This window comes from Acidisoma sp. S159, assembly GCF_009766125.1.
Taxonomy (GTDB): domain Bacteria; phylum Pseudomonadota; class Alphaproteobacteria; order Acetobacterales; family Acetobacteraceae; genus Acidisoma.
Genome location: NZ_LMUG01000067.1, coordinates 260,001 through 286,047 on the forward strand (window position 1 = coordinate 260,001; position 26,047 = coordinate 286,047).

Below are 26,047 nucleotides of genomic sequence, written 5' to 3' on the forward strand. Positions count from 1 at the left end.
CTAGCAATAGGAGGCAGCCAACCACGGTCGGGTTAGCGACTGGGGTGAAGTCGTAACAAGGTAGCCGTAGGGGAACCTGCGGCTGGATCACCTCCTTTCAAGGAACTGTTCTGATTTCCTGCGGCATTTTCGGATGTCGAGGTTTGGAACGGTGTCCAATTGCTTCCGGCGGATGCTGGAAGCGGCTCGGTCGCCTGGTCTTCGATTGGGCGCCATCAACATATCCCTTCCCCGCGACGACTCTGTCTTGGAGTTGTGCGATGCTGTGCATCGTGCGAACCATGACTGAGTAGGGGGCTAGTAGCTCAGCTGGTTAGAGCACACGCTTGATAAGCGTGGGGTCGGAGGTTCAAATCCTCCCTGGCCCACCAAGTATTTCTCGGAGTTTTGTTCTGAGATAAGGTGCTGAGCACTTGGTCCCTGGTTTTTTCTTCTGGTTGTTACTGTCCTGTGAGGGGGTGTAGCTCAGTGGGAGAGCACCTGCTTTGCAAGCAGGGGGCCGTCGGTTCGAATCCGTCCACCTCCATGGGAGCCTTCGGGTGAGCCTGGGTGGGTTGGTTGGGCTGGTGTTCTGACCATCGTCGCGGTGGGAAAGTCTTCGCAAGGGTTAGGAGCGGTGCCGCGAGGCGCTGTGCCGGCTCATGCGGTGCGATCCGTTTGTTCTTCGATTGGAGAGCGGGCGGAATGGTCTTTTGAAATGTGAATCAGGGTTTGGCGCGTCTGGACGCGCCGGCTGCAAGTCTGACCGGAGGAGGCACGCGAGTGCTGAGTCCCCGCAGCCGGGAAGTGTTCAGAAGCGTGGAGGCGGCATGATCGCCGATCTTGGGGGCGCCTAGCCTTCGGGGTTGAACATCATGTCGTGGACTATGTGTGTGCGAAGTGGCGACGTCCATCGGGTTTATTCAGTGTTTCTCGCATTGAATGGAGATCGGTGGCATCGGGATGGGGATAGGTTCATCGATCGGTTGTCTGGAGAGGTCCGGGCAAGACGGGGTTGGATGGTTCCTGTGCAAGATGGGGGTGAGTGGCGCGAGCTGTTCATCTGCGTGGTTGTGAGCATGAGAAGGGCGTTCGGTGGATGCCTTGGCACCAGGAGGCGATGAAGGACGTGGCACGCTGCGAAAAGCCATGGGGAGCCGCGAGCAGGCGTTGATCCATGGATATCCGAATGGGGAAACCCACCCGCAAGGGTATCATGATCTGAATACATAGGGTCATGAGGCGAACCCGGGGAACTGAAACATCTCAGTACCTGGAGGAAAAGACATCAACAGAGATTCCGTCAGTAGTGGCGAGCGAAAGCGGAACAGGCCAGTGGCCTATTGAAATCGAGCAGAACGGTCTGGAAAGTCCGGCCATAGCGGGTGATAGCCCCGTATGCGGTGAGGTTTTGGTAGGTCCTTGAGTAGGGCGGGACACGTGAAATCCTGTCTGAACGTAGGGGGACCACCCTCTAAGCCTAAATACTCCCTGGTGACCGATAGTGAACAAGTACCGTGAGGGAAAGGTGAAAAGCACCCCGATGAGGGGAGTGAAATAGACCTGAAACCGGACGCCTACAAGCAGTCGGAGCCGCAACTGCGGTGACGGCGTACCTTTTGTATAATGGGTCAGCGAGTTTCTGTTTGCAGCAAGCTTAAGCCGGTAGGTGTAGGCGTAGCGAAAGCGAGTCTGAATAGGGCGATATAGTTGCAGGTAGAAGACCCGAAACCGAGTGATCTAGCCATGGCCAGGCTGAAGGTGCGGTAACACGCACTGGAGGGCCGAACCCACGCCTGTTGAAAAAGTCGGGGATGAGCTGTGGCTAGGGGTGAAAGGCCAATCAAACTCGGAAATAGCTGGTTCTCCGCGAAATCTATTGAGGTAGATCGTCGGGTGTTTACCCTGGGGGGTAGAGCACTGGATGGGCTAGGGGGGCCCAAAGCCTTACCAAACCTAACCAAACTCCGAATACCCAGAAGTATAGCCCGGCAGACAGACCATGGGTGCTAAGGTCCGTGGTCGAGAGGGAAACAGCCCAGACCGCCAGCTAAGGTCCCCAAATCGTGGCTAAGTGGGAAAGGATGTGGGAATTCCAAAACAACCAGGAGGTTGGCTTAGAAGCAGCCATCCTTTAAAGAAAGCGTAATAGCTCACTGGTCTAATAGAAATCCTGCGCCGAAAATGTAACGGGGCTCAAGCCACGTACCGAAGCTGCGGGTGTCAAAGACGTAGCTGTCTTTGATGCGGTAGCGGAGCGTTCCGTAGGCCTGCGAAGGGAGATGGGGTGACCCCTCCTGGAGGTATCGGAAGTGCGAATGCTGACATGAGTAGCGACAAACAGTGCGAGAAACACTGTCGCCGAAAGTCCAAGGGTTCCTGCGCAAGGTTAATCCGCGCAGGGTGAGCCGGCCCCTAAGGTGAGGGCGAAAGCCGTAGTCGATGGGAACCAGGTGAATAGTCCTGGGCCTGCTGGAAGTGACGAATGCGAAATGTTGTCGGGGCTTATTGGATTGTCCCGGCTTTTTGAGCATTCCAGGAAATAGCTCCAGCGTATAGACCGTACCCTAAACCGACACAGGTGGACTGGTAGAGCATACCAAGGCGCTTGAGAGAACCATATCGAAGGAACTAGGCAAATTGCTCGCGTAACTTCGGGATAAGCGAGACCCGTTTGTGGGCAACCATGGGCGGGTGGCACAGAGCAGGGGGTAGCGACTGTTTAGTAAAAACACAGGGCTCTGCGAAATCGAGAGATGACGTATAGGGTCTGACGCCTGCCCGGTGCCGGAAGGTTAAGAGGAGGTGTGCAAGCACTGAATTGAAGCCCCGGTAAACGGCGGCCGTAACTATAACGGTCCTAAGGTAGCGAAATTCCTTGTCGGGTAAGTTCCGACCTGCACGAATGGCGTAACGACTTCCCCACTGTCTCCGGTATGGGCTCAGCGAAATTGAATTCCCCGTGAAGATGCGGGGTACCCGCGGTCAGACGGAAAGACCCTATGAACCTTTACTGCAGCTTTGCAGTGGCATCAGGGGAGCACTGTGTAGGATAGGTGGGAGGCTTTGAAGCCGGGGCGCTAGCTCTGGTGGAGCCATCCTTGAAATACCACCCTGGGCGCTTCTGATGTCTAACCGAGTCCGGTCATCCCGGGCCGGGACCCTGCATGGTGGGCAGTTTGACTGGGGCGGTCGCCTCCCAAAGTGTAACGGAGGCGCGCGATGGTGGGCTCAGGCCGGTCGGACATCGGCTGCTGAGTGCAATGGCATAAGCCCGCCTGACTGCGAGAGCGACAGCTCGAGCAGAGACGAAAGTCGGCCATAGTGATCCGGTGGTCCCGCGTGGAAGGGCCATCGCTCAACGGATAAAAGGTACTCTAGGGATAACAGGCTGATCTCCCCCAAGAGTCCACATCGACGGGGAGGTTTGGCACCTCGATGTCGGCTCATCACATCCTGGGGCTGGAGCAGGTCCCAAGGGTTCGGCTGTTCGCCGATTAAAGTGGTACGTGAGCTGGGTTTAGAACGTCGTGAGACAGTTCGGTCCCTATCTGCCGTGGGTGAAGGAGACTTGAGAGGATTTGTCCCTAGTACGAGAGGACCGGGATGAACATACCTCTGGTGCACCGGTTGTCACGCCAGTGGCACAGCCGGGTAGCTAAGTATGGACGGGATAACCGCTGAAAGCATCTAAGCGGGAAACCCACCTCAAAACTAGGTCTCCCTGAGGGTCGTGGTAGACCACCACGTCGATAGGCCGGGTGTGAAAGCGGGGCAACCCGCTCAGCTAACCGGTCCTAATCACCCGATAGGCTCACAAGACACACCATCCTGCACAGCAATCATCCAACCATTCCTTCAATGGTGGACCGACCAATCCCAACTGACAGCATCCGCTGACAGGCAAATACAATCGCCACAACGCACACACACAAACTCCAGCCAAACCCTCACAACCCAACCGTCCCCAGGTGCAAACCTGGAGCCGGGTGGATTGGACGACCTGGTGGCCATAGCGGGGAGCCTACACCCGATCCCATCCCGAACTCGGCCGTGAAAAACCCCAGCGCCCATGGTACTGCGTCTTAAGGCGCGGGAGAGTAGGTCGCCGCCAGGTCTTCCAATCCACCCAACACACATACAAATCCGCAGGCACACCACCGCCCGCGATCACACAGCTACCAACGCGGGGTGGAGCAGCCCGGTAGCTCGTCAGGCTCATAACCTGAAGGTCACAGGTTCAAATCCTGTCCCCGCAACCAAATCAGCAGATCCACCGAACTAAAGGAGGCGCACGGGTTTCCCCCGAAGTCGCGCCGCCGCCAAACCCATGCCACTATCGCTCCAGATTTGGGAGCACCAAAGGTGAGCATCAAAATCGGTCTGATCGGCTGCGGCGTCATGGGGCTCGACCATGCGCGGCTCGTCATGAACGCCATCGGCGGAGCGGATCTCTCAGGCATCTATGATGCCGACCCGGCGCGCGTGAAATCGCTTGCCGAAATGTCTTCGGCGATCCGGACCTTTCCGACACCCGAGGCATTGATCGAGGATCCCGGGATCGACGCGGTGATTATCGCCGCGCCCGACGCGACCCATGCCGCTCTCACGCTCTCGGCGATTTCCGTCCGCAAGCCGGTGCTGTGCGAGAAACCGCTTGCCACCACGCTCGATCAATGCCGGGAAGTCATCGCGGCTGAGATGGCGACGGGCCGCCGACTCGTCCATGTCGGCTTCATGCGCCGATTCGACCCCGGGTACCGCGCCATGAAAGCGCAGCTCGACAGTGGGGCTCTCGGCCAGCCCCTCTTCCTGCACTGCGTCCATCGTAACAAGGTCGCGCCAGATTACGTCACCTCCGATCTCGTCATCGCCAATTCGATGGTGCATGAGATGGACATCGCGCGCTTCCTGCTCGGCGAGGAATTCGCGTCAGTCACCCTGACCAGCGCGCGCCGCAGCCGCTTCTCCTCAGCCCGGCAGCCGCAATTCGCCGTGCTGGAAACCGCAGCCGGCGTCGTCGTCAGCATCGAAATGACACCCGACTCACAATATGGCTATGAGGTGCAAGGCGAACTGGTCTGCGAGGAAGGCACCGTCTCTCTCGCGCCCGCGCCGCCTTTCGCGCTGCGCCAGGCCGGGCTGTCGGGATACCCCGTTGAGGAAGACTGGCGCCCGCGCTTCGCCGACGCCTATCGCATCCAGCTTCAGGAATGGGTCGCGGCGATAACCAGCGGCGAATCCTCTCCGGGATCCACAGCCTGGGACGGCTACGCGGCGTCGTTCACTGCTGCGGCCGCGCTTACTTCGCTAGCGACCGGTCAGCGGGAAGCGATCGAAATGCCCGCACGCCCCGCCTTCTACGACACCTGAGACAGCAGGGCGCCTGCGAAGCCGCGCGCCTAATGCGCGGCGCTCGGTGCCAGCATGTCGGCCGGCCTCACCCAGGTGTCGAACTGCTCGCCGGTGACGAAGCCCAATGTGAGTGCCGCCTCGCGCAGGCTGCTGTTGTCGCGATGCGCCTTCATCGCGATCTTCGCTGACTTCTCGTAGCCGATATGGCGGTTCAGCGCCGTCACCAGCATCAGCGAGTTTCCAAGGTTCTCTCTAAGGCGCGGCAAGTTCGGTTCGATCCCGCGCGCGCAATGCTGCTCGAAGGCCAGCATCGAATCCGTCAGCAGCCCCACGGACTCCAGCACATTGTGCACCATGACGGTCTTGTAGACGTTGAGCTGGAAGTTGCCCTGGCTGCCCGCGAAGGCTACCGCCGCGTCGTTGCCGAAGACCTGCACCGCGACCATCGTCATCGATTCGCACTGCGTCGGATTGATCTTCCCCGGCATGATCGAAGACCCCGGCTCGTTCTCTGGTATCGTGATCTCGCCGAGCCCGGCGCGCGGGCCGGAGGCGTGCCAGCGCACGTCGTTGGCGATCTTCATCAGCGCGCCCGCCAAGGTCCGCAGCGTGGCGCTCGCATGCACCATCGCGTCATGCGCCGACAACGCGGCGAATTTGTTGGGCGCGGAGACGAAGGGATGCCCGGTCTCGTCTGCGATATACCGCGCCGCGACTTCGCCGAAACGCGGATGCGCATTGAGGCCCGTGCCGACGGCCGTGCCGCCGATCGCCAGATCCATCAGCCAGGGCAGGCTCGCCGCGATCGCCCGCTTGCATTCGTCGAGCTGCGTGACCCAGCCCGAAATCGCCTGACCCAGTGAAATCGGCGTCGCATCCTGTAGATGCGTGCGCCCAATCATGATGACATCGGCGTAGGCGCGCGCCTTGGCATCGAGCGTATCGCGCAACACCGTGATCGCTGGAAGCAGCTGCTCGGCGATTTCCTGCACGGCCGCGATATACATGACAGTCGGGAAGGTATCGTTAGATGATTGCCCGCGATTGACATCATCATTCGGATTGATCGGCTTCTTAGTGCCGACAATGCCGCCGGCCATCTGAATGGCGCGGTTCGCGATGACCTCGTTCGCATTCATGTTGCTCTGAGTTCCAGAGCCAGTCTGGAACACGACGAGCGGAAATTCACCATTCCACCGGCCGTCGATCACCTCCTGCGCCGCGCGCACGATGAGCTCCACTTTCTCAGCCGGCAATTCGCCAAGCTCGCCATTTGCGAGGGCGGCGCATTTCTTGAGGATGCCGAAAGCGCGGATGACCGGCGGTGTCCAGGCGAAACGGCCGACACCGATTGGGAAGTTCTCGATCGACCGCTGCGTCTGAGCACCCCAAAGATGATCAGCGGGCACCGCCACTTCGCCGAGCGAATCGGTTTCGATCCGCGTCCCTGCTGGAGGCTGCGTTGCTGGGATGCCGCTCATCTACCCGATCCTTGTCTCGTCGTGGCCGCTTGCTACAGCGAAGTCGCCGCCTCTTCCAGCGCCGCCCGAAGGAGGCCGCCATGGCGCAGGAGAAGAGCTTCGGCGCTCGCCGCGTCCACGTCCTTCCGCACCATCACAAGGGCGAGCTTGATTCGCCCCTGCGCCTCCTTCAGCGCCGCCTCCGCCCGCTTCGTCGAACAGCCCTCGAGTTCGACGATCATCCGGGCGGCGCGCCCGGCAAGCTTCGCGTTGGTCGGCCGCATCTCCACCATCCGTCCGCGATAGATGCGGCCGAGCCGTATCATGACCAAGGTGGAAAAAAGGGTGAGTGCCGCCTTCTGTGCGGTTCCGGCCTTCATACGGGTCGATCCGGCGATCGCCTCAGCGCCTGTATCGAGCAGAACAGCGTGCTCGGCGGCTGCGAGCAACGGCGTTCCAGGACTATTCGCCATGCCGATGACGAGCATGCCGTGCGCCCGGCCCGCCGTCGCTGCGGACACCGCCCAGGGCGTCGTGCCGCTTGCCGCGAGCGCGACCATCACGTCCTCCGGCCTCGGATCAAGGGCCGTGAGCGCCGCGACGGCCGCCGCACCGTCATCCTCGGCACCCTCCGCGGCCCTAAGCAGGCTGGCGGTGCCGCCCGCAATTAGGATGAGACTGCGCTCCGGGGGCCAATCGAAGGTCGGCGGCAGTTCCGCCGCATCGAGCGCCGCCAGTCGGCCGGAGGTTCCCGCGCCGACATAGATCAACCGGCCTCGCCCTGGCGCCAGACGCGCCGCGGCCGCGTCGGCGGCGGCTGCCAGGCCGGGCAGCGCGGGCCGCAGTGCCGCGACAGCCGCCATCTGACCCTCCCACAAAGCCTCGAGCGCGACGGCGCTGTCCCAGAGGTCGAGATCGCGGAAACGCGGTGTGACGCGCTCCGTGGTGGGCAGCGGCGCTGGAGAATGGGTCGGGCTCATGCTCCCCGTTGACGGCAGGGCGGCCGCATCGTCAAGCGGCGCGGCTGGTCAATCGGCGCACTGTGGGTATGCTAGGAGCCTCCGGTCAAAAGGAGCCCATGTCAGCATGGTCGCGCGCATCATCACCGTCGATCCCTTCGATATCGTGGTCTTCGGGGGCTCGGGCGATCTCGCCCGCCGCAAGCTGCTACCGGCGCTCTACCAGAGGGACCGCAGCGGCCAGGTGCCTGCCGAAGCCCGCGTCATCGGCTCCTCTCGCCGCCATCTCACGGATGCCGACTATCAGGCGATGGCACGCGAATCGATCACCGACTTCGTGCCCAAGGATGATATCGACCCCGAGGTGCTTGAGCGGTTCATCGCCCGCGTTGGCTATGTCTCGATGGACGCCACCGGCACGGACGGCTGGAGCGATCTCGTGGACAAGCTCGCGGATGGCGCGGACCGCGTGCGCGTCTTCTACTTCGCGACGTCGCCGGAGCTTTTTGGCCCAATCTGCCAGCAGATCGCCGCCCATCACCTCGTTACACCGCTGAGTCGGGTCGTGATGGAGAAGCCGATCGGCAAGGATCTGGAATCAGCCCAGGAGCTCAACAACGCCATTGGCCGGGTCTTTCTCGAGAGCAGCATCTACCGCATCGACCACTATCTCGGAAAGGAGACGGTACAGAACCTCATGGCTCTGCGCTTCGGCAATTCGCTCTTCGAGCCGCTGTGGAATTCCGCCCATATCGACCATGTGCAGATCACGGTCGCCGAGGATCTCGGGCTCGAAACCCGCGCTGGCTACTACGATACGGCCGGCGCGCTGCGGGACATGATGCAGAACCATATCCTGCAGTTGATGTGCCTGATCGCGATGGAGACGCCGACCTCGCTCGACGCCGATACGGTGCGCGACGAGAAGCTGAAAGTGCTGAAGTCGCTGACGAAGATGACCCCGGACCAGGTCGCGCAGCACACCGTCCGCGGTCAATACACGGCTGGCGCCTCCACGAAAGGCCCCGTGCCCGGCTACCTGGACGAGCTTGGGCGTCCCACGAGCATGACGGAGACCTTCGTCGCGGTGAAGGCGGAGGTCGGAAACTGGCGCTGGGAGGGCGTGCCCTTCTACCTGCGCACCGGCAAGCGCCTGCCAAGCCGCGTGTCGGAGATCGTGGTGCAGTTCCGCGGCGTCCCGCATCGCGTTTTCGAGCATGGCGCCGGCCAGCTACAGGCAAACCGCCTGGTCATCCGCGTGCAGCCGGATGAGGGCGTGCGGTTATGGCTGATGATCAAGGATCCGGGGCCGGGCGGCATGCGCCTGCAATACGTGCCCCTCGATATGAGCTTCGCCAAGGCCTTCTCGGTGCGCAATCCGGATGCCTATGAGCGGCTGATCATGGATGTCGTCAGGGGCAACCAGACCCTGTTCATGCGCCGCGACGAGGTCGAGGCCGCCTGGGCCTGGATTGACCCGATTCAGGATGCCTGGGTCGCTTCGGAGGAACTGCCGAAACCCTACCGCGCCGGCACCTGGGGTCCCTCCGCCGCGATCGCCCTGCTCGAACGCGACGGGCGGACTTGGTACGAGGAATAGAGGTCGCGAGGGGTTGTGCTGTCGGCTCAGTCCGACAGCACACAACGCTTACGGACTCGTCGTCGGGATGACCGAGATCGAGTTGAACGGACTACCTTCTTTGAGGCGGCTGCTGATGGCGAGGTAGATGACGACCTTCTTGTCCGCGTCCAGCATCCGGAAAATGACGAGGTGCTTGAAGAATACCGAGAGGCTGGCGGCGAAGACCTGCTGCTTCTTCGGCAGGTTCGCCGGATAGGCAACCGGCCCGACGGCGCGGCAGGCGATCGAGAAGCGCGACGGATCCTCCGCCAAACCCACGCTGCCCGAGATACCACCCGTAACGGCGCGGGCGAGGTAGCACGAGGCGTTGGGCACATCGGGATCATCGTAGCGGTCCACCACCACGCGGTCATTGGCGCCGAGCAAACGGAAGGTGGTGTCCACACCGCCTACGCGCGTTTGCGCCATCGCCGCAGCGGGCAACAGCGCCATCAGGGTCGTGATCAGGAATTTCGTTCGCACCGGCGCCATCCGTGAAAGTGTTTTCGTCATTTAGCGATGAGGCGCGGCTTTCCCACGCTTGATCGCCCTGCACTTGATCGCTAGGCCACGCTCCTGCATCCCGTCAGGAGGATGCAAAGCGAGGAAGGCATGCCTTCCGCATGACCAAGAAAGCCGAGACCGAGCCGCTCGCGAAGCCAGCGCGATCCACGACCGCTCGCCATCGGTCGCGGCAATGGCGCACCGTCAATCGCCCCATCCTCGCGACGGTCGTCTTTACCTTTGCCGCCTATATGATGGTCGGACTGCCTCTCGCGGTTCTGCCGCCCTTCGTGCGTGGTCCCTTGGGGTTCAGCTCCGTTCTCGCCGGCCTTGCCGTAAGCACGCAGTATCTCGCCACCTTCATCACCCGCGCACCGGTCGGCCGCCTGACGGACTCGGTTGGCCCGAAACACATCGTCATGTTCGGGCTTAGCGCCTGCGCTGGCAGCGGCGTTCTCACCGCCCTCGGTGGGTTGTTCCAGTCGCAGCACGTCCTCAGCCTCGTGTTGCTGCTGCTGGGTCGCCTTTGCCTTGGCACCGGTGAGAGCGCTGTCTCGACCGGCGGCATCGCCTGGGCCATCGGCAAGGTTGGCGCCACGCATAGCGCCAAGGTCATCTCCTGGAACGGCATCGCGACCTACGGCGGCATCTCGCTCGGAGCCCCGCTCGGCGTGCTGATCCAAAGTATCGCTGGGTTCAGCACGATCGGCATCGCGGTGGTGGTCGTCGGTTTGGCGGCGCTACCCTTTGCCGCCGCTGGCCCGATTACGCGCTTGGTGACAGGCCCTCGGATGTCCTTCGGCAGCGTCTTTGGCCGCATCCTGCCCTACGGCGCGGCGCTGGCGCTGAGTTCGATCGGCTTCGGCGCCATCGCCTCCTTCATCACGCTCTTTTACGCGAGCCGACACTGGGGCCATGCTGCGCTCGCACTGTCGGCCTTCGGTGGCTGCTTTATCCTCGCCCGCCTCATCTTCGTCGGCAGCATCGCGCGCCAGGGCGGCAATCGTGTCGCCCTGGCCTCCTTCCTGGTCGAGTGCGCCGGCCTGGCGCTCCTGTGGCGAGCGGGTGATCCAGCCTCCGCCCTCATTGGCGCAGGCCTCGCGGGTTTCGGCTTCGCCCTCGTTTTCCCGGCGCTGGGTGTCGAGATTCTGGCGCGCGTGCCCTCGACCAGCCGCGGTGCGGCGATCGGTGCCTTCAGCGTCTTCCTCGACGTCGCCCTCTGCGTTACGGGACCGCTCGCGGGCTTCATCGTCGGCTCCTTCGGCTACGCCACCATCTTTCTCGTCGCCGCCTTCGCTGCCGCCATCGCGGCCGTGATCCTCATCATGATGGGCGCGCTGCGCACTCCAGCCAGCCGCTAGGGCAGGCGAGCCCGCCTTGCCCAACGCGCCGCCTATGCGGAGACTGGCGGAAACCAAGCGGGAGACGCGCCATGGCGACCGGTCAGCAACCCTTCGAGTTCCGCACAGTTCCCTCGATCCAGGTCGAGTGGTCCGGCGCGCAAAGACTGGGCGCCCTGCTCGCGCCTCGCTTCGCCGCGCGTCGTGCCCTCATTGTGACGGATGGCGGTTTGGTCCGCGCCGGGCTCCTCGGGCCGGTTGAAGCCAGTCTGAAAGCAGAAGGCTTTACCGTGGCAGTCTTCGATGCCGTGGTGGCGGACCCGCCCGAGGCCGTGTTGCTGAGTTGCGTCGAGCAGGCAAAGGCTGCGGGAGTGGACATCGTGATCGGCCTCGGCGGCGGATCTTCGCTGGATGTCGCGAAACTTACCGCGGTTCTGGTGAGGTCGGATCAGCGCCTTGCCGATATCTATGGCATCGGCAAGGTCCAGGGCGACCGCCTGCCGCTCGTGCTGGTCCCGACCACGGCGGGCACCGGGTCGGAGGTCACCAACATCACCATCCTGACCACCGGCGAAACCACCAAGATGGGCGTCGTGGCGCCGCAGCTCTTCTGCGACTACGTGCTGCTCGACGCCGAACTCACCCTCGGCCTGCCCGCGACCCATACCGCCGCGACGGGCATCGACGCGATGGTCCATGCGATCGAGGCCTATACCAGCAAGAACAAGAAGAACCCGCTCTCGGACGCCCTGGCCCGCGAGGCGCTGCGCCTGCTCAGCACGCATCTCGTCACCGCCTGCCGCGACGGGAAGAACCGCGTGGCGCGAGAGTCGATGCTGCTGGGTGCCACGCTCGCCGGCCAGGCCTTTACCAATGCGCCGGTCGCGGCGGTTCATGCGCTCGCCTATCCCTTGGGCGGCCACTACCATGTGCCGCATGGCCTCTCGAACGCGCTCATGCTCGGCCCGGTGCTGCGCTTCAACTCCGCCGCCGCCGCGCCGCTCTATGCCGAACTCGCGGATGTCGTCATCGGCCCGGCCAAGGGTGACGCGCAAAGCCGTGCCTCGGCCTTTGTCGGCGAGATGGAGCGGTTGATGAATGAGAGCGGCGCGCCCCGCCGCCTCCGCGATGTCGGAGTGACCGACAACAGCCTGGCCTTGCTTGCCTCTGACGCCATGAAACAAGGGCGGCTGCTCGTGAACAATCCGGTGGAGGTTACCGAGGCCGATGCCCTCGCCCTCTATCGAGAGGCCTTCTAGGGAGACTGGATCATGCCCGTCAGCGGCCTCGGCAACTATGACGACCAGAACATCTTCGCGCGCATTCTGCGTGGCGAAATCCCGAACCGCACGGTGTTCGAGGATGAGACGGTGCTCGCCTTCCACGACATCGCGCCCCAGGCGGCGGTGCATGTGCTGGTGATCCCCAAGCGCCCCTACATCTCCTTCGCGGATTTCGCGAAAGCACCGGCTGACGAAGTCGCCGCGTTCTGGCGCGCGGTGGGCCGCGTCGCCGGCGAGCTTGGGTTGGAGGAAGGCGGCTATCGCCTGCTCACCAATATGGGCGCCGACGCCGGACAGGAAGTGCCGCATTTCCACGTCCACATCTTCGGCGGCGAGCCGCTCGGCCGGATGATCCAACCGCGGGGCTGACGCGCCCGCGAGTGCGGCGGCTAACGCGGTCCAACGGATAGTCCGTCATGGCATGCGCAGGCATGCCATCCACGCCTTACCTTCGCTACGCGGGTGAAGGCGCGGATGCCCGGCCTTCGCCGCGCATGACATGGTGGGGTACGCGCCGTTCAGACCAAAGTCGTTCTGATTTAGGCACCGCTTCGACGCGGGTTTGACTGGTAATAACGCTTTTAGGTAGGATATTTTGTAATCCACCATATCAAATCTACCAACGAAGGATCAGCGTATGTCCCAAGGAGAATACGCGCTTACGATGCCTCGACGAGGAAGGCGTCGCGCTGTCGCGGCAGGGCTGGTGGCGCTTGGCCTGTTCCTGCTCGGCCTCGTCGCCCATGCCCGCGCCGATGAGGTATTGCGGATCGCCGGGACACCTGGCCCGATGGCGGAGGTGCTGCGTCACGCCGCCGACCTCGCCGCCAAGCAAGGGCTGAAGGTGCAGGTGGTACAATTCTCGGATTGGGTGACGCCCAATGTCGCGGTCAACGAGGGCTCGGTCGAGGCCAATCTCTATGAGCACAAGCCGTTCCTGAACGCGGCCATCAAGGCTCGTCACTTCAACCTCGTGCCCGTCGCCTCGGCGGTCGTGATGCCGATGGGCCTGTTCTCGCATAAGCTCAAAAGTCTGGACCAGCTGCAAAATGGCGAACAGGTGGCGATCGCCAATGATCCGGTGAACCGCGCGCGGGGCCTGCAGCTGTTTGAGAAGGCGAGGCTCATCACGCTCACGCCCGGCATCGGCGATGCCGCGACGGTGAAGAACGTGACCTCCAACCCGAAGCATCTGCGGTTCATCGAACTGGAAGCGCCGCAGCTCGCCCGCGCGCTGGACGACGTGAAGGTTGCCCAGGTGAGCTACACCTTTCTCATCGCATCCGGCGGCGATCCTAATTCAGCGCTGATCGAAGATGGCGCTGGCAACCAGCATTATGCGTTGTTCTTTGTATCCAGGCCTCAAGACGCGCAGGATCCGAAACTGCTGAAGTTCATTCAGATCTTCCGGTCCGACGATGAGCGTGCCTTCATTCTCAAGCGCTACGCTGGCGCCATTTCCCCGGCTTGGTGATCGCGATGGACCAGACGGTTCTCGACTGGCAGCCGGACCACCGTGACCAGTCGGCGCCCGTACTGCGCGTCGGCAAGGTCTCGCGCCGCTTCGGCGGCGTGACCGCGCTCGACGATATCTCCTTCACGCTGGGCGCCGGCCAGGTGCTTGGCATCATCGGTCGTTCGGGCGCCGGGAAATCCACCCTCATCCGCTGCCTCAACGGGCTGGAGCGGCCGGATGCCGGACGCATCGAGATCGAGGGACGCGACGTCACGAACCTCTCCGAACGCGGCTGGCAAAAGGAACGCCAGCGGATCGGCATGATCTTCCAACACTTCAACCTGCTTTCCACCCGCACGGTGATCCAGAATGTCGCGCTCCCGCTCAAGCTCGCGGGTGTAGCCAAAGCCGAGCGGCTGGCGCGGGCAACGGCGCTGCTTGACCTCGTGGGCCTGGCCGACAAGGCCCACGCCTATCCGGCGCATCTCTCCGGCGGCCAGAAGCAACGTGTCGGCATCGCCCGAGCCTTGGCCTCGGACCCCGCGCTGCTGCTGTGCGACGAAGCGACCTCGGCGCTCGACCCGGAGACGACCCTCTCGATCCTCGCTTTGCTCCGGCGGATCAACGAGGAGATGGGCCTGACCATTGTCCTCATCACCCACGAGATGAACGTCGCCCGGCGCATCGCCGACCGCGTGCTGGTGCTCGCCGACGGCCGAGTCGCGGAGGAGGGACCGGTGCGGGAGGTCCTGATGGCGCCGCGCGCCGAGGAGACCCGCCAGTTGCTCGCCGCCGCCAGCCTCGGCTTCGAGGATGCGGGCCGGCCGGTGCGGGAGGTGCCGCATGGCCATTTCGCTTGACGATCTGCTGACGGCGCTGTGGCAGACGCTCGAAATGGTCGGCGTCTCCAGCGTGATCGCGGCATTGCTCGGCCTGCCGCTCGCCTTGGTCATGGTTGCGACCAGCCGGCGCGGCATCGCGCCCCAGGGTGCGATCAACATGGCGCTGTCCGCCGTCGTCAACGCTATTCGCTCGGTGCCCTTCATCATCCTGCTGGTGGCGCTGATCCCCGTCACGCGCCTCATCGCCGGCACCTCGATCGGCACCGAGGCGGCCATCGTGCCGCTGACCATTGCGGCGACCCCCTATTTCGCGCGCATCGTCGAGGTTTCGCTGCGGGAGGTCGATGGCGGTTTGATCGAGGCGGTGAGGGCCATGGGCGGCAGCCGCCTCGCGGTGATGCGGGAGGTGTTGATCCCCGAGGCGCTGCCGGGCCTCATCGCCGGCTTCGTGGTGACGCTGGTGACCATGATCGGCGCTTCGGCCATGGCGGGCGTCGTTGGCGCGGGCGGGCTGGGTGACCTTGCCATCCGCTACGGCTACGATGAGTTTGACACGGGCGTCATCATCGTGGTGGTCGCTGTGCTGATCGCCTTGGTTGCGGGGGTGCAATTCCTCGGCGACCGGCTGGTTGTCCGCGTCGACCATCGCTGAAGGACTTTCGATCGATGAGTGAGGCTCTTCGTGTAGCGCTGCCCACGGCACCGGCCGCGGCCCTCGATCCACGCGCGGCACCGCCGCTGCCGTTGCCGACCGTCCGGCCGCCTTTGCTGAACGCGGTGCAGGCCATCGAGGCTGCTCATGCCTTCGCCGCCTCCATCAAGGATGGCGCGGCGGAACGCGACCGGGACCGGCTTCTGCCCATCGCGGAGATCGAACGCTTCTCGGCAACCGGCCTCTGGGGGCTGAGCATTCCGCAAGCCTATGGCGGCCTCTCGCTGCCCTGGACCGTGATCGCCGAAGTGTTCCGGATCGTCTCGGCGGCTGACCCGTCGATCGGCCAGATCCCGCAGAACCACTATGCTTTCCTCAACCTCCTGCGCGCCGAACCTGACGAGGAGCGGAAGCGCTACTTCTTCGGCAAGGTTCTGGAGGGCTATCGCTACGGCAATGCGCTGGTCGAAGTGGGAACCAAGACGGCCGCCGAGTGGAAGACCCGTATCATCCCGGATGGCGGCGGCTTCGTTCTCGAAGGCACCAAGTTCTACTGTACTGGCGCGCTATTCGCGCATCTCGTGCCGGTGGTGATGCGGACCGAGGACGGTGCTGTGCTCCGCGCCATAGTGCCGCGCAATGCCCCTGGCCTTACCGTGATCGATGACTGGTCGAGCTTCGGGCAGCGCACGACGGCTAGCGGCACGGTCAGGCTCGACCATGTGCGGATCTCGGCTTTCGATGTCATCGGGCTGAATGGATTGGGCGATAAGCCCACCGTTTATGGACCTGTCTCCCAGATCATGCAGGCTGCCATCGATGCGGGCATCGCGGCGGGGGCCCTCGCGGATACGATGGAGTTCGTGCGCACGAAGTCGCGGCCCTGGATCGACAGCGGCAAGGAGAAGGCCGCCGAGGATCCTTTCACCATCAGCCAGATCGGCGACACGCAGATCCGGCTGCACGCGGCGGAGATGATGCTGGAACGCGCCGGTCGCATCATCGATGAGGTGCTGCTGGACGAGAATCCGGAAAGCATCGCCCGCGCCTCCATCGCGGTGGCGGAAGCGAAGGTGGTGACAACGGAGGTCGCCATGCATGCGACGAACAGCTTGTTCGAGCTTGCGGGCACCAGTTCTACGCTGGGTAAATACAATTTCGACCGGCATTGGCGGAACGCGCGCGTGCATACGCTGCACGATCCGGTCCGCTGGAAATACTTCGCGGTCGGCGACTACGCACTCAATGGCACGCCACCCCCGGTGCATAGCTGGATCTGAGCGGGGCCAGCGAAGAGCGACACTTGCGGAACGAGCCGCGCTGATTGGACGCAGATGACCAAGCCCATCCTGCTCAACGCCTTCGCGATGAACACCCTCACGCATCAGTCGCCGGGGCTGTGGCGTCACCCCCGCGACCGTTCGCGCGAGTTCAATCGCCTGCCGATCTGGCTGGAACTCGCGAAGCTGTGGGAGCGTGGGCTGTTCGACGGGGTGTTCCTCGCCGATGTGCTGGGTCCCTACGACGTCTATGGCGGCAATGCGGATGGGGCGGTTCGTAGCGGCGCGCAATTGCCGACCAACGATCCTATGATGCTGATCCCCGCGATGGCCGCCGTCACCCAAAACCTCGGTTTCGGCGTCACCGTCTCGCTCAGCTACGAGCCGCCCTATCTCATGGCGCGGCGTCTTTCGACGCTGGATCACCTTACAGATGGCCGCGTCGGCTGGAATATCGTGACGAGCTATCTCGACAGCGCCGCTCGCGCCCTGGGCCAGCCACGCCAGCGCGCCCATGACGACCGCTATGCCATCGCCGAGGATTATATGACGGCGATCTACAAGTTGTGGGAGCAGAGCTGGGAGGAGGGCGCGGTGGTCGCCGATCCCGTGCGCGGCTATGGCGACCCCAGCCGCGTGCATGTGGTGCGTCATTCCAGCGAACATCTCAGTATGGAGGCGCTGCATCTCTGCGAGCCCTCGCCCCAGCGGACGCCGATGCTGTACCAGGCCGGCAGTTCCCCGCCGGGCCAGGCTTTCGCGGCGCGTCACGCCGAATGCGTCTTTGTCTCTGGCCCCTCCGCGGCGGTCATCGGGCCGCGCGTCGCCAAGCTGCGCGCGGCGTTGGTCGCGGCTGGGCGCCGGCCGGATAGCATCAAGGTTTTCGCCCTCGCGACCGTCGTCGTGGCGCCGACCACCGCCCAGGCGCGCGAAAAACTTGCCGACTACCGCGACTATGTCGATCACGAGGGCGCCCTGGTGCTCATGGGCGGTTGGATGGGCGTGGACTTCGCCGGCTATGCCTTCGACCAGAAGATCCGCTTCATCGAGAACGACGCCGGCCGCGCGGCGATGGAGAACTTCACCCGGGGCGATCCCGGCCGTGAATGGACGGTGCGGGAAGTGGCCGAGCATGTCGCGATCGGTGGCGCCGGACCGGTCTTCGTCGGCAGCCCCTCCGATGTCGCGGAGACGATGCAGGCCTGGATAAAGGAAACCGACGTCGACGGCTTCAACCTCGCCTATGCCCTGCTGCCCGAGAGCTTCGAGGATGCGGTGAACTTGCTGGTCCCCGAGCTGCAATCGCGTGGCCTCTACAAGACGGCCTATGCCCCCGGCACCTTGCGGGACAAGCTGTTCGGCGAGGGTCCGCTCCTTGCCGACCCCCATCCGGCGGCCACTGCGCGCCGCCTGTCGCATTCGGCCGCCGCCGCTGTCGTTTCCGATCCAGTCGCCGTCTGAGCAAAGCGCCAGGAGGGGGCGGGTTGCGCGGGGGCTTCTTGGGACGATAGGAAGGCCCCTGAACTCGTAGCGAGTGTGTGGCGGTGGAGGCCTGATGAAGATCCTGGTGCCGGTTAAGCGGGTGGTGGATTACAACGTCCGCGTCCGGGTGAAGGCGGATGGCTCCGGCGTCGAGCTCGCCAATGTCAAGATGTCGATGAACCCGTTCGACGAGATCGCCGTCGAGGAAGCGCTGCGTCTGCGCGAAGCCGGCAAGGCGACCGAGATCGTGGCCGTCTCCATCGGTCCGCTGCAATCGCAGGAAACCATCCGCACCGCGCTCGCCATGGGCGCCGACCGCGGCATCCTGGTCGAAGTCACGGAAGCGGTGGAACCGCTGACGGTCGCCAAGATCCTCAAGGCGATCGTGGAGCAGGAGCAGCCCGGCCTGGTAATCCTCGGCAAGCAGGCGATCGACGATGATTGCGGCCAGACGGGCCAGATGTTGTCGGCGCTGCTGGGCTGGTCCCAGGGCACCTATGCCTCGAAGATCGAGATCGGAGATGGCCGGATCGCGGTGACGCGGGAAGTCGATGGCGGATTGCAGACCGTCGACCTGAAGCTGCCGGCTATCGTGACGACGGATCTGCGTCTCAACGAGCCGCGCTATGCGAGCCTGCCCAACATCATGAAGGCCAAGAAAAAGCCGATCGAGATGAAGAAGGCGGCGGATTTCGGCATCGACACCACGCCTCGGCTCAAGGTGCTGAAGACCGTCGAGCCGGCGGGCCGTAAGGCTGGCGTTATCGTGGGATCGGTCGGCGAGCTTGTCGCCAAGCTGCGCGACGAAGCCGGCGTGATCTGACGCAAGCACGACGGGACTGAGAACGCCGGCTTGCCGGACGGAAGAGGATAGGCTGATGAAGACGCTCGTTCTGGCGGATCACGACAATGCCAGCCTCAAGGAGGTCACGGCCCGCGCCGTCACCGCCGCTCAGGCGCTGGGCGGTGAGGTCGATGTACTGGTTGCCGGGCAGGGCGCCCGCGCCGCCGCTGAGCAAGCCGCCAAGCTCGCGGGGGTTTCGCGCGTGCGGCTGGCCGAGGATGCGGCGCTCGCCCATCAGCTCGCCGAGCCATTGGCGGCGCTGCTGGTCTCGCTGGCGCCCGAATATGATGTGCTGGCCGCGCCCGCGACAGCCATGGGCAAATCGGTGATGCCGCGCGTCGCGGCCCTGCTCGACGTCATGCAGGTGTCGGACGTCATTCGCGTCATCAGCGCGGACACTTTCGAGCGGCCGATCTATGCCGGTAATGCCATCCAGACGGTGCAGTCGGCTGACGCGAAGAAGGTGCTGACAATACGTACGGCAACCTTCGCGCCGGCGGAGAGCAGCGGCTCCGCGCCGATCGACAGTGTGACGGCGGCGGCGGATCCGGGTCTGTCTGGCTTCGTCGGCGAGAGCCTGTCGCGGTCGGAGCGGCCTGAATTGCCCTCGGCCAAGATCGTCGTTTCGGGCGGCCGGGCGCTGGGCTCCTCGGAAAAGTTTCAGGAGTTCATTATCCCGCTCGCCGACAAGCTGGGCGCGGCCATTGGTGCTTCGCGCGCGGCCGTCGATGCGGGTTATGCGCCGAATGACCAGCAGGTCGGGCAGACCGGCAAGGTGGTCGCGCCGGATCTGTACATCGCCGTTGGCATTTCGGGCGCAATCCAGCATCTCGCCGGCATGAAGGACAGCAAGATCATCGTCGCCATCAACAAGGATGCTGAGGCGCCGATTTTTCAGGTCGCCGATTACGGCTTGGTCGGCGATCTGTTCACGCTGCTGCCGGATCTCGTGAAGGCGCTCTGAACGACTACGTTTGATCAGCGCGTTATCCTCGGCCGTTGACGGCGGCTCGGCCCCGCTCGACCAGCGCCTGGAAGCGGGCATGCTTTATGCTCTCAAGATATTTATTGGTGGGATTTGGGTTTGGGAGCCAGTGGATGCCGTTGAAGCTGTAAGCATCCTGCCGCAACAGGACGGCAGTGGGAAAAGGATTCGAGAAGATATATTTGGTGACGTTTGAAGGCAGGTCCGCCAAATTTTGACTGTAGTTTACTGTGCTTGGTTGAGTGAATGTAATCACGCCTGGAGCTGGCCCTCTATTATAATGGGTCCAGCTTTGCCCATGAACTTCGGACCCGCGAAGGCCCACTTTGAGCAGGTGATCCAGCGAGGGAAAGAAAAACTCGCCATTTGCCCAGTCCTGAGCGGGAATGGTTGGCTGCCGATCAACATCCAAAAAATATTTGTCGATCGCTGACTGCGAGATGGAACTCGTCGTTGAGGTCGTTGAGGTCGTTGAGGTCGTTGAGGTCGTTGAGGTCGTTGAGGTCGTTATTGGCGGCGATGGCAGCAGGCCCGCGACCTGCGCGGATGCCGCCGCTTTCCTTTTGACCATCTCAAAGTTGATCAGGTCGTCTCGAATCGGCAGGCCGCGATAGAGCTCCTTCAGCACGCTGCGCCTGCAATCCGAGAGCGCCTCCTCGACGTACGGCACGAGGCGCCAGTTCTGCGCCATAGCCCAGTAAGTAGCCTGTTCCCGCGTGTTCCTCATCCTGGCGTTGAAGTCTCTGGCCGCTTGCAATGCTTTGAGGACGCCCTGAAATTCACCTGCTCTTTGGCCGCTATTGCCATTCTTGAAGGCAAACCTGACGTCTTCGAGGAAACCATCGACCACCCCGTTGGTGGATCTCGGCGCGGAGCGAAAATCGTCCATCTCCATAAGGCGTTGCACGAGTCCCTCGGTCTGGAGTCTGAGGTAGTAGCTTTGGAGATCTGTGAGATTGTTGCTCGCGATGGGAAGATACGAGGCAGCCGTCTGTCTTACTGCGGGGACCTGCCCGGGAAGCGATAAGAGCTGAGAGCCAATTTGGACGGGGGGAGCCACCGGGAAAAACGGACCAGCGATGGAACCCATTTGCGAACCCGCCGATAGCGGGGTTGTTCCGTTGAGCGCTGGCGCGTACATGCCGACATCCGTCTCATTGAGTGCAAACACCGCAAATACTGGACGAATACTTACCGATCGGTTTCCAATTGCTATCTTCAACGACCATCTTCGCACCTTGTTCAGCGATCATGGCGGTGGGCGTGTTGGTATTGCCCGAGGTGATGGTCGGCATGATCGACGCGTCGATGACGCGGAGGCCCGCGATTCCCAGCACGCGAAGACGTTCATCGACCACCGCGAGCGGATCGCTCGGCAGCCCCATCTTCGCCGTGCCGACGGGGTGGAAGATCGTCGTGCCGATAATGCCCGCCGCGCGATGGAGCGACTCGTCGTCATCGCCCACCGTCGGGCCGGGCAGGTATTCCTCGGGCGAGAAGGGCGCGACCGCCTTCTGCGACATCAGCCGCCGCGTCACGCGGATGGCGTCGGCCGCGACGCGGCGATCCTCTTCCGTCGTCAGATAATGCGGCGCGATCATGGGCGCGTCGCGCGGCTCGGCGGAGCGCAGCCGAACCGTGCCGCGCGAGGTCGGGCGCAGGTTGCAGGCCGAGACCGTAATGGCGGCGAAGCGATGGAGCGGATCGCCGAACTTGTCGAGCGACAACGGTTGAATGTGAAACTGGATGTTGGCGCGCTCCTGTCGCGGATCGGATCGCGTGAAGATCCCCAATTGCGACGGCGCCATGGTCAGTGGTCCTCGCCGGCGCAGCGCGTAGTCGATGCCCATCCAGCCACGCCGGAACAGCGAATAATAGATGTCGTTCATCGTCCGCACGCCGCGCATCTTGTAGATGGCGCGCTGCTGAAGATGGTCCTGCAAATTGCCGCCGACGCCGCGCAGCGCGTGAACCATCGCGATGCCGTGCGGGGCAATCGCCTCCGCATCGCCGACGCCCGAAAGCTGCAGGATTTGCGGCGAGCCGATGGCGCCCGCGCAAAGGATCACCTCCCGCGCTTTCGCCTCGGTGCGCGCGCCGTTACGCAGGAAACGGATACCCGTGGCTCGCTTGCCCTCGAAAATCACGCGCTCGACATGCACGCCGGTTTCCAGTCGCAGATTCGGGCGGTGCAGAACCGGCTTGAGAAAACCGCGTGCGGCCGACCAGCGGCGACCATGTTTCTGGTTGACGTGGAACGGCCCGGAACCCTCGTTATCGCCGGTATTGAAGTCGTCGATCTTACGGATGCCCATCTGCGCCGCCGCCTCACGCACCGCTTCTAGCACCGCCCAGGCGATGCGCGGCGCCTCGACGCGCCAGCCGCCGCCGACGCCATGGAATTCGCTCGCGCCGAGAAAATGGTCCTCCAGCCGCTTGAACGCTGGCAGCACGTCGTCCCATCCCCAGCCGGTCAAGCCGAGCTGCCGCCAATGGTCGTAATCCGCCCCCTGCCCGCGCATCGCGACCATCGCGTTGATCGAGGATGACCCGCCGATGACCCGGCCGCGCGGATAGGCAAGCGACCGGCCGTTGAGCCCGGCTTCGGGTTCCGTGCGGAACATCCAGTCGGCGCGCGGATTGCCGATGGCGAAGAGATAGCCGACCGGGATGTGGAACCAAATCCAATTGTCCATGCCGCCTGCCTCCAGCAGCAGGACCCGGCGGCGCGGATCGGCGGAAAGCCGGTTCGCCACGATGCAGCCGGCGGTTCCGGCGCCTACGATGATGGTGTCGTAATCGCCGTCGAGAAGGCTCGTCATGGACGGTGCCACGACCGAGGGGCCGGTTGCGTCACGCGCTTTTCCTCAACCGGCGTCGCTTGCCATCTGACCAACCTCGTCAGGACCCGCGGTTTCCTTCCGCGCCGGGTTTTCCGCCGGACTATCCGCAGCCAAAGCGCTCACCACCAGCGGATCGATTCCCGGCGCGCCTGCCGCGATCTGCGCCGCGAAGGTGCGTCGCATCTTCGGCGTCCAAAAGGATTCGAGATGCTTGGCGATGCCCGCCATGGCCTCGTCATCCGGATAGGAGCGGAAGAAGCTGGCGATCTGGTTCGCCATGCGGATCAGCTTGTCGTCGCCGCTCACTCGGCGGGCGCCTCTTCGAGCGAGGCTAGGCGCATCAGGCTGAAATCCTCCTCCGCGTTTTTCTCCTGCCAGGCGGAGATATGGTTCGTGCGGCGCACCTGCACCGCCGTCACCTTGTATTCCGGGCAATTGGTCGCCCAGTCGGTGTGATCCGTCGTCACCACATTCGCGCCCGTCGAGGCATGGTGGAAGGTCGTATAAACCACGCCCGGCTGCATCCGCTCGCTGATCCGCGCGGGCAATGTAATGTCGCCCGAACGGCTGGCGAGCGAGACCAGTTCGCCGTTCTTGATGCCGCGATGCTCGGCGTCGAAGGGGTGGATTTCGAGCACATCCTCCTCATGCCAGCGGCTATTCTCGGTCCTGCGCGTCTGCGCGCCGACATTGTATTGGCTGAGGATGCGGCCGGTGGTGAGGATCAGCGGGAAACGCGCGCCGGTGCGTTCCTCCGTCGGCACGAATTCCGTGATCATGAAACGCCCTTGCCCGCGCACGAAGCGATCGACATGCATCATCGGCGTGCCGGTCGGCGACGCCTCGTTGCAGGGCCACTGGATCGAACCCAGCGTGTCGAGCTTCTGATACGACACCCCGGAGAAAGTCGGCGTGAGCCGCGCGACCTCGTCCATGATCTCGGACGGATGCGTGTAGTTCATGGGGAAGCCCAGCGCATTGGAGAGAGCCATCGTCGCCTCCCAATCCGCGAGACCGCCCAGCGGAGTCATGACGCGGCGCACGCGGTTGATCCGGCGCTCGGCATTGGTGAAGGTGCCGTCCTTCTCCAGGAAAGACGAACCCGGCAGGAAGACGTGGGCGTATTTCGCGGTCTCGTTCAGGAACAAATCCTGGATGACGACGCATTCCATGGCGCGCAGCCCGGCGGTGACATGCTGCGTGTCCGGATCCGACTGCGCGATGTCCTCGCCCTGGATATAGAGGCCCTTGAAGCCGCCGCCCACCGCTTCGTCCAGCATATTGGGAATCCGCAGGCCCGGCTCGCCGGAAAGCGGCACACCCCAGATCGCCTCGAAGCTTTCGCGCACCGCGTCATTTGCCACATGGCGGTAACCCGGGAATTCGTGCGGAAAGCTGCCCATGTCGCAGGAGCCCTGCACGTTATTCTGCCCGCGCAGGGGATTAACGCCAGCGCCGAGTTTTCCGATATTCCCGGTCACCATCGCGAGATTCGCCATGGCCATGACGGTGGTCGAGCCCTGGCTGTGTTCCGTGACGCCGAGGCCGTAATAGATCCCCGCATTGCCGCCGGTTGCGTAGAGTCGTGCCGCTCCACGAACGTCGGCGGCGGGAACACCGGTTACGTCCTGCACGGCCTCGGGCGCATTGTCAGGCCGCGCGACGAAGCGCGCCCAGGTCTCGAAGGCCGGCATTTCGCAGCGGGCGCGGACGTAATCCTCGTCGATCAGCCCTTCCGTCACCACGACATGCGCCATCGCATTGAGCAGCGCGACATTTGAGCCCGGCATGAGCTGCAGGTGATAATCGGCCGCGACATGCGGCGTGCGCACCAGATCGATGCGGCGCGGATCGGCGACGATCAGCCTGGCCCCCGCTCGCAAACGCCGCTTCATGCGGGAGGCGAAGACCGGATGCCCATCCGTCGGGTTGGCGCCGATCACCAGGACGACATCGGCATGATCGACCGAAGCGAAATCCTGCGTGCCAGCCGAGGTGCCGAGCGTCGACATAAGCCCGTAGCCGGTCGGCGAGTGGCAGACCCGGGCGCAGGTATCGACGTTATTATTGCCGAAGGCACCGCGCACGAGTTTCTGGACGAGATAGGTTTCCTCGTTGGTGCAGCGAGAGGACGTGATGCCGCCGATCGAGTCGCGGCCATATTCCGCCTGAATGCGCTTGAACTCGGAGGCCGCGTGGTCGATCGCTTCCTTCCAGGTGACTTCACGCCAGGGATCGGTGATCTTGGCGCGGATCATCGGCTTGGTCTTGCGGTCCTTATGCGTCGCATAGCCGAAAGCGAAGCGGCCTTTCACGCAGCTATGCCCGGCATTGGCCTTGCCGTCCTTGAACGGCACCATGCGCACGACGGTCTCGCCCTTCATCTCCGCCTTGAAGGAACAGCCGACGCCGCAATAGGCGCAGGTGGTGACAACGGAATGTTCCGGCACGCCGATTTCGATGACGCTTTTCTCGTTCAGCGTCGCGGTCGGGCAGGCCTGCACGCAGGCGCCACAGGAGACGCATTCCGAGCCCATGAAGTCGGTGCCGCCGGGCGAAATCTTCGAATCGAAGCCACGCGCCAGCATGGTCAGCGCGAAGGTGCCTTGCACTTCCTCGCAGGCGCGGACGCAGCGCGAGCAGGCGATGCATTTCGACGCCTCGAAGGTGAAATACGGGTTGCTCTCGTCCTTCGCGGCGCTGAGATGGTTGGCGCCGTCATAGCCGTAGCGGACCTCGCGCAGGCCCACTTTGCCTGCCATGTCCTGCAACTCGCAATCGCCATTGGCCGAGCAGGTCAGGCAATCCAGCGGATGGTCGGAGATATAGAGCTCCATGACACCTTTGCGGCGCTTGGCGATCTCTGGCGATTGGGTATGCACCACCATGTTTTCTTCGGCCGGCGTTGTGCAGGAGGCCGGATAGCCGCGCCGTCCCTCGATCTGCACGAGGCACAGGCGGCAAGACCCGAAGGGCTCCAGATTATCGGTGGCGCAAAGCTTTGGGATCTGCGTGCCGAGGCCCATCGCCGCCGCCATGACCGAGGTACCGCGCGGCACGGAAACCGCCTGGCCGTCGATGGTGAGCGTCACGCGTTCCGGCGAAAGACGGATCGGCGTGCCGTAATCGGTTTCGCGGATCAGGGACATGCTGATGCCCTCC

General features: G+C 63.5%; 18 protein-coding genes, 3 tRNA genes, 3 rRNA genes and 1 pseudogene (1 of these 25 running past the window's edge). 18 read left to right on the forward strand and 7 right to left on the reverse strand.

Annotated features, from left to right (window positions below):
• The 7 genes from GSQ92_RS23910 to GSQ92_RS23940 all read left to right on the forward strand — a co-directional run.
• Positions 1-98 (forward strand): 16S ribosomal RNA (locus GSQ92_RS23910) (it extends 1,399 nt beyond the left edge of the window).
• Positions 99-294: 196 nt separating this feature from the next.
• Positions 295-371, forward strand: a tRNA-Ile gene (locus GSQ92_RS23915).
• A gap of 83 nt (positions 372-454) precedes the next feature.
• Positions 455-526 (forward strand) — tRNA-Ala (locus tag GSQ92_RS23920).
• Between the two features lie 524 nt (positions 527-1,050).
• Positions 1,051-3,801: ribosomal RNA gene (locus GSQ92_RS23925) — 23S ribosomal RNA — on the forward strand.
• 180 nt (positions 3,802-3,981) lie between these two features.
• Positions 3,982-4,096, forward strand: a 5S ribosomal RNA gene (gene rrf / locus GSQ92_RS23930).
• The 16S, 23S and 5S rRNA genes sit together here with 3 tRNA genes alongside, the layout of an rRNA operon.
• 68 nt (positions 4,097-4,164) lie before the next feature.
• Positions 4,165-4,241: transfer RNA gene (locus tag GSQ92_RS23935), tRNA-Met, on the forward strand.
• A 103-nt stretch (positions 4,242-4,344) separates the two neighbouring features.
• On the forward strand, positions 4,345-5,352 hold the full coding sequence (locus GSQ92_RS23940; protein ID WP_158805105.1) for a Gfo/Idh/MocA family protein: 1,008 nt from the start codon (positions 4,345-4,347) through the stop codon (positions 5,350-5,352).
• Between the two features lie 29 nt (positions 5,353-5,381).
• On the opposite strand, the gene fumC is transcribed toward GSQ92_RS23940, so the two are convergent.
• Together fumC and GSQ92_RS23950 are read right to left on the reverse strand one after the other, a co-directional pair.
• The gene (gene fumC, locus GSQ92_RS23945) at positions 5,382-6,815 is read right to left on the reverse strand and encodes a class II fumarate hydratase (RefSeq protein ID WP_158805106.1); all 1,434 of its coding nucleotides are present in this window, start codon (positions 6,813-6,815) and stop codon (positions 5,382-5,384) included.
• A 32-nt stretch (positions 6,816-6,847) separates the two neighbouring features.
• Complete coding sequence (locus GSQ92_RS23950) at positions 6,848-7,774, reverse strand: N-acetylmuramic acid 6-phosphate etherase (RefSeq protein WP_158805107.1); 927 nt, start codon at positions 7,772-7,774, stop codon at positions 6,848-6,850.
• 106 nt (positions 7,775-7,880) lie between these two features.
• On the opposite strand from GSQ92_RS23950, the gene zwf reads away from it, so the two are divergent.
• Positions 7,881-9,353: a glucose-6-phosphate dehydrogenase gene (gene zwf / locus GSQ92_RS23955; protein WP_158805108.1), complete on the forward strand. Its 1,473-nt coding sequence runs from the start codon at positions 7,881-7,883 to the stop codon at positions 9,351-9,353.
• A gap of 48 nt (positions 9,354-9,401) precedes the next feature.
• Here the strand turns inward: zwf and GSQ92_RS23960 are convergent, their stop codons facing one another.
• A complete protein-coding gene (locus tag GSQ92_RS23960) occupies positions 9,402-9,866 on the reverse strand; it encodes a CreA family protein (protein WP_158805109.1) in 465 nt (154 codons plus the stop codon).
• A gap of 131 nt (positions 9,867-9,997) precedes the next feature.
• On the opposite strand from GSQ92_RS23960, the gene GSQ92_RS23965 reads away from it, so the two are divergent.
• The 10 genes and pseudogenes from GSQ92_RS23965 (at position 9,998) to GSQ92_RS24010 (ending at position 20,021) form a co-directional block, all read left to right on the forward strand.
• Positions 9,998-11,239 carry an MFS transporter gene (locus GSQ92_RS23965; protein ID WP_158805110.1) on the forward strand — a complete coding sequence of 414 codons (1,242 nt, stop codon included), beginning with the start codon at positions 9,998-10,000 and terminating at the stop codon, positions 11,237-11,239.
• Between the two features lie 71 nt (positions 11,240-11,310).
• Positions 11,311-12,477 (forward strand): iron-containing alcohol dehydrogenase, encoded by a 1,167-nt coding sequence (locus tag GSQ92_RS23970; protein ID WP_158805111.1) that lies wholly within the window; start codon positions 11,311-11,313, stop codon positions 12,475-12,477.
• A gap of 12 nt (positions 12,478-12,489) precedes the next feature.
• A complete protein-coding gene (locus GSQ92_RS23975) occupies positions 12,490-12,870 on the forward strand; it encodes a histidine triad nucleotide-binding protein (protein WP_158805112.1) in 381 nt (126 codons plus the stop codon).
• A 268-nt stretch (positions 12,871-13,138) separates the two neighbouring features.
• Entirely contained in the window at positions 13,139-13,975 is an 837-nt protein-coding gene (locus GSQ92_RS23980) for a MetQ/NlpA family ABC transporter substrate-binding protein (protein ID WP_216850489.1), read from the forward strand.
• Positions 13,976-13,980: 5 nt separating this feature from the next.
• Positions 13,981-14,709: pseudogene (locus tag GSQ92_RS23985) on the forward strand (methionine ABC transporter ATP-binding protein); the annotation flags it as partial.
• A gap of 91 nt (positions 14,710-14,800) precedes the next feature.
• Positions 14,801-15,451 carry a methionine ABC transporter permease gene (locus GSQ92_RS23990; protein WP_158805114.1) on the forward strand — a complete coding sequence of 217 codons (651 nt, stop codon included), beginning with the start codon at positions 14,801-14,803 and terminating at the stop codon, positions 15,449-15,451.
• 14 nt (positions 15,452-15,465) lie between these two features.
• Positions 15,466-16,731: an SfnB family sulfur acquisition oxidoreductase gene (locus GSQ92_RS23995; protein ID WP_158805115.1), complete on the forward strand. Its 1,266-nt coding sequence runs from the start codon at positions 15,466-15,468 to the stop codon at positions 16,729-16,731.
• Between the two features lie 54 nt (positions 16,732-16,785).
• Positions 16,786-18,192 carry an LLM class flavin-dependent oxidoreductase gene (locus GSQ92_RS24000; RefSeq protein ID WP_158805116.1) on the forward strand — a complete coding sequence of 469 codons (1,407 nt, stop codon included), beginning with the start codon at positions 16,786-16,788 and terminating at the stop codon, positions 18,190-18,192.
• Between the two features lie 94 nt (positions 18,193-18,286).
• A complete protein-coding gene (locus tag GSQ92_RS24005; protein WP_158805117.1) occupies positions 18,287-19,036 on the forward strand; it encodes an electron transfer flavoprotein subunit beta/FixA family protein in 750 nt (249 codons plus the stop codon).
• A gap of 55 nt (positions 19,037-19,091) precedes the next feature.
• Positions 19,092-20,021, forward strand: coding sequence for an electron transfer flavoprotein subunit alpha/FixB family protein (locus GSQ92_RS24010; RefSeq protein ID WP_158805118.1), 930 nt, complete (start codon positions 19,092-19,094; stop codon positions 20,019-20,021).
• Positions 20,022-20,043: 22 nt separating this feature from the next.
• On the opposite strand, the gene GSQ92_RS30405 is transcribed toward GSQ92_RS24010, so the two are convergent.
• Genes GSQ92_RS30405 through fdhF form a run of 4 tightly spaced genes read right to left on the reverse strand, consistent with a single transcriptional unit; the run spans position 20,044 to position 26,034 of the window.
• Positions 20,044-21,183, reverse strand: coding sequence for a hypothetical protein (locus GSQ92_RS30405; protein WP_216850491.1), 1,140 nt, complete (start codon positions 21,181-21,183; stop codon positions 20,044-20,046).
• A gap of 13 nt (positions 21,184-21,196) precedes the next feature.
• Positions 21,197-22,864: a GMC family oxidoreductase gene (locus GSQ92_RS24020; protein ID WP_158805119.1), complete on the reverse strand. Its 1,668-nt coding sequence runs from the start codon at positions 22,862-22,864 to the stop codon at positions 21,197-21,199.
• Positions 22,865-22,909: 45 nt separating this feature from the next.
• Positions 22,910-23,191, reverse strand: coding sequence for a formate dehydrogenase subunit delta (locus GSQ92_RS24025; RefSeq protein ID WP_254065845.1), 282 nt, complete (start codon positions 23,189-23,191; stop codon positions 22,910-22,912).
• Positions 23,188-26,034: a formate dehydrogenase subunit alpha gene (gene fdhF, locus GSQ92_RS24030; protein WP_158805120.1), complete on the reverse strand. Its 2,847-nt coding sequence runs from the start codon at positions 26,032-26,034 to the stop codon at positions 23,188-23,190. The genes GSQ92_RS24025 and fdhF overlap by 4 nt, the downstream gene beginning before the upstream one ends.
• Positions 26,035-26,047 lie beyond the last annotated feature (13 nt).

What these genes read in the sequence shown, in the direction of transcription:
- fumC (WP_158805106.1), bottom strand. Translation starts at nt 6,815, where the DNA reads ATGAGCGGCATCCCAGCAACGCAGCCTCCAGCAGGGACGCGGATCGAA.
- GSQ92_RS23950 (WP_158805107.1), bottom strand. Translation starts at nt 7,774, where the DNA reads ATGAGCCCGACCCATTCTCCAGCGCCGCTGCCCACCACGGAGCGCGTC.
- zwf (WP_158805108.1), top strand. Translation starts at nt 7,881, where the DNA reads ATGGTCGCGCGCATCATCACCGTCGATCCCTTCGATATCGTGGTCTTC.
- GSQ92_RS23960 (WP_158805109.1), bottom strand. Translation starts at nt 9,866, where the DNA reads ATGGCGCCGGTGCGAACGAAATTCCTGATCACGACCCTGATGGCGCTG.
- GSQ92_RS23965 (WP_158805110.1), top strand. Translation starts at nt 9,998, where the DNA reads ATGACCAAGAAAGCCGAGACCGAGCCGCTCGCGAAGCCAGCGCGATCC.
- GSQ92_RS23970 (WP_158805111.1), top strand. Translation starts at nt 11,311, where the DNA reads ATGGCGACCGGTCAGCAACCCTTCGAGTTCCGCACAGTTCCCTCGATC.
- GSQ92_RS23975 (WP_158805112.1), top strand. Translation starts at nt 12,490, where the DNA reads ATGCCCGTCAGCGGCCTCGGCAACTATGACGACCAGAACATCTTCGCG.
- GSQ92_RS23980 (WP_216850489.1), top strand. Translation starts at nt 13,139, where the DNA reads ATGTCCCAAGGAGAATACGCGCTTACGATGCCTCGACGAGGAAGGCGT.
- GSQ92_RS23990 (WP_158805114.1), top strand. Translation starts at nt 14,801, where the DNA reads ATGGCCATTTCGCTTGACGATCTGCTGACGGCGCTGTGGCAGACGCTC.
- GSQ92_RS23995 (WP_158805115.1), top strand. Translation starts at nt 15,466, where the DNA reads ATGAGTGAGGCTCTTCGTGTAGCGCTGCCCACGGCACCGGCCGCGGCC.
- GSQ92_RS24000 (WP_158805116.1), top strand. Translation starts at nt 16,786, where the DNA reads ATGACCAAGCCCATCCTGCTCAACGCCTTCGCGATGAACACCCTCACG.
- GSQ92_RS24005 (WP_158805117.1), top strand. Translation starts at nt 18,287, where the DNA reads ATGAAGATCCTGGTGCCGGTTAAGCGGGTGGTGGATTACAACGTCCGC.
- GSQ92_RS24010 (WP_158805118.1), top strand. Translation starts at nt 19,092, where the DNA reads ATGAAGACGCTCGTTCTGGCGGATCACGACAATGCCAGCCTCAAGGAG.
- GSQ92_RS30405 (WP_216850491.1), bottom strand. Translation starts at nt 21,183, where the DNA reads ATGTACGCGCCAGCGCTCAACGGAACAACCCCGCTATCGGCGGGTTCG.
- GSQ92_RS24020 (WP_158805119.1), bottom strand. Translation starts at nt 22,864, where the DNA reads ATGACGAGCCTTCTCGACGGCGATTACGACACCATCATCGTAGGCGCC.
- fdhF (WP_158805120.1), bottom strand. Translation starts at nt 26,034, where the DNA reads ATGTCCCTGATCCGCGAAACCGATTACGGCACGCCGATCCGTCTTTCG.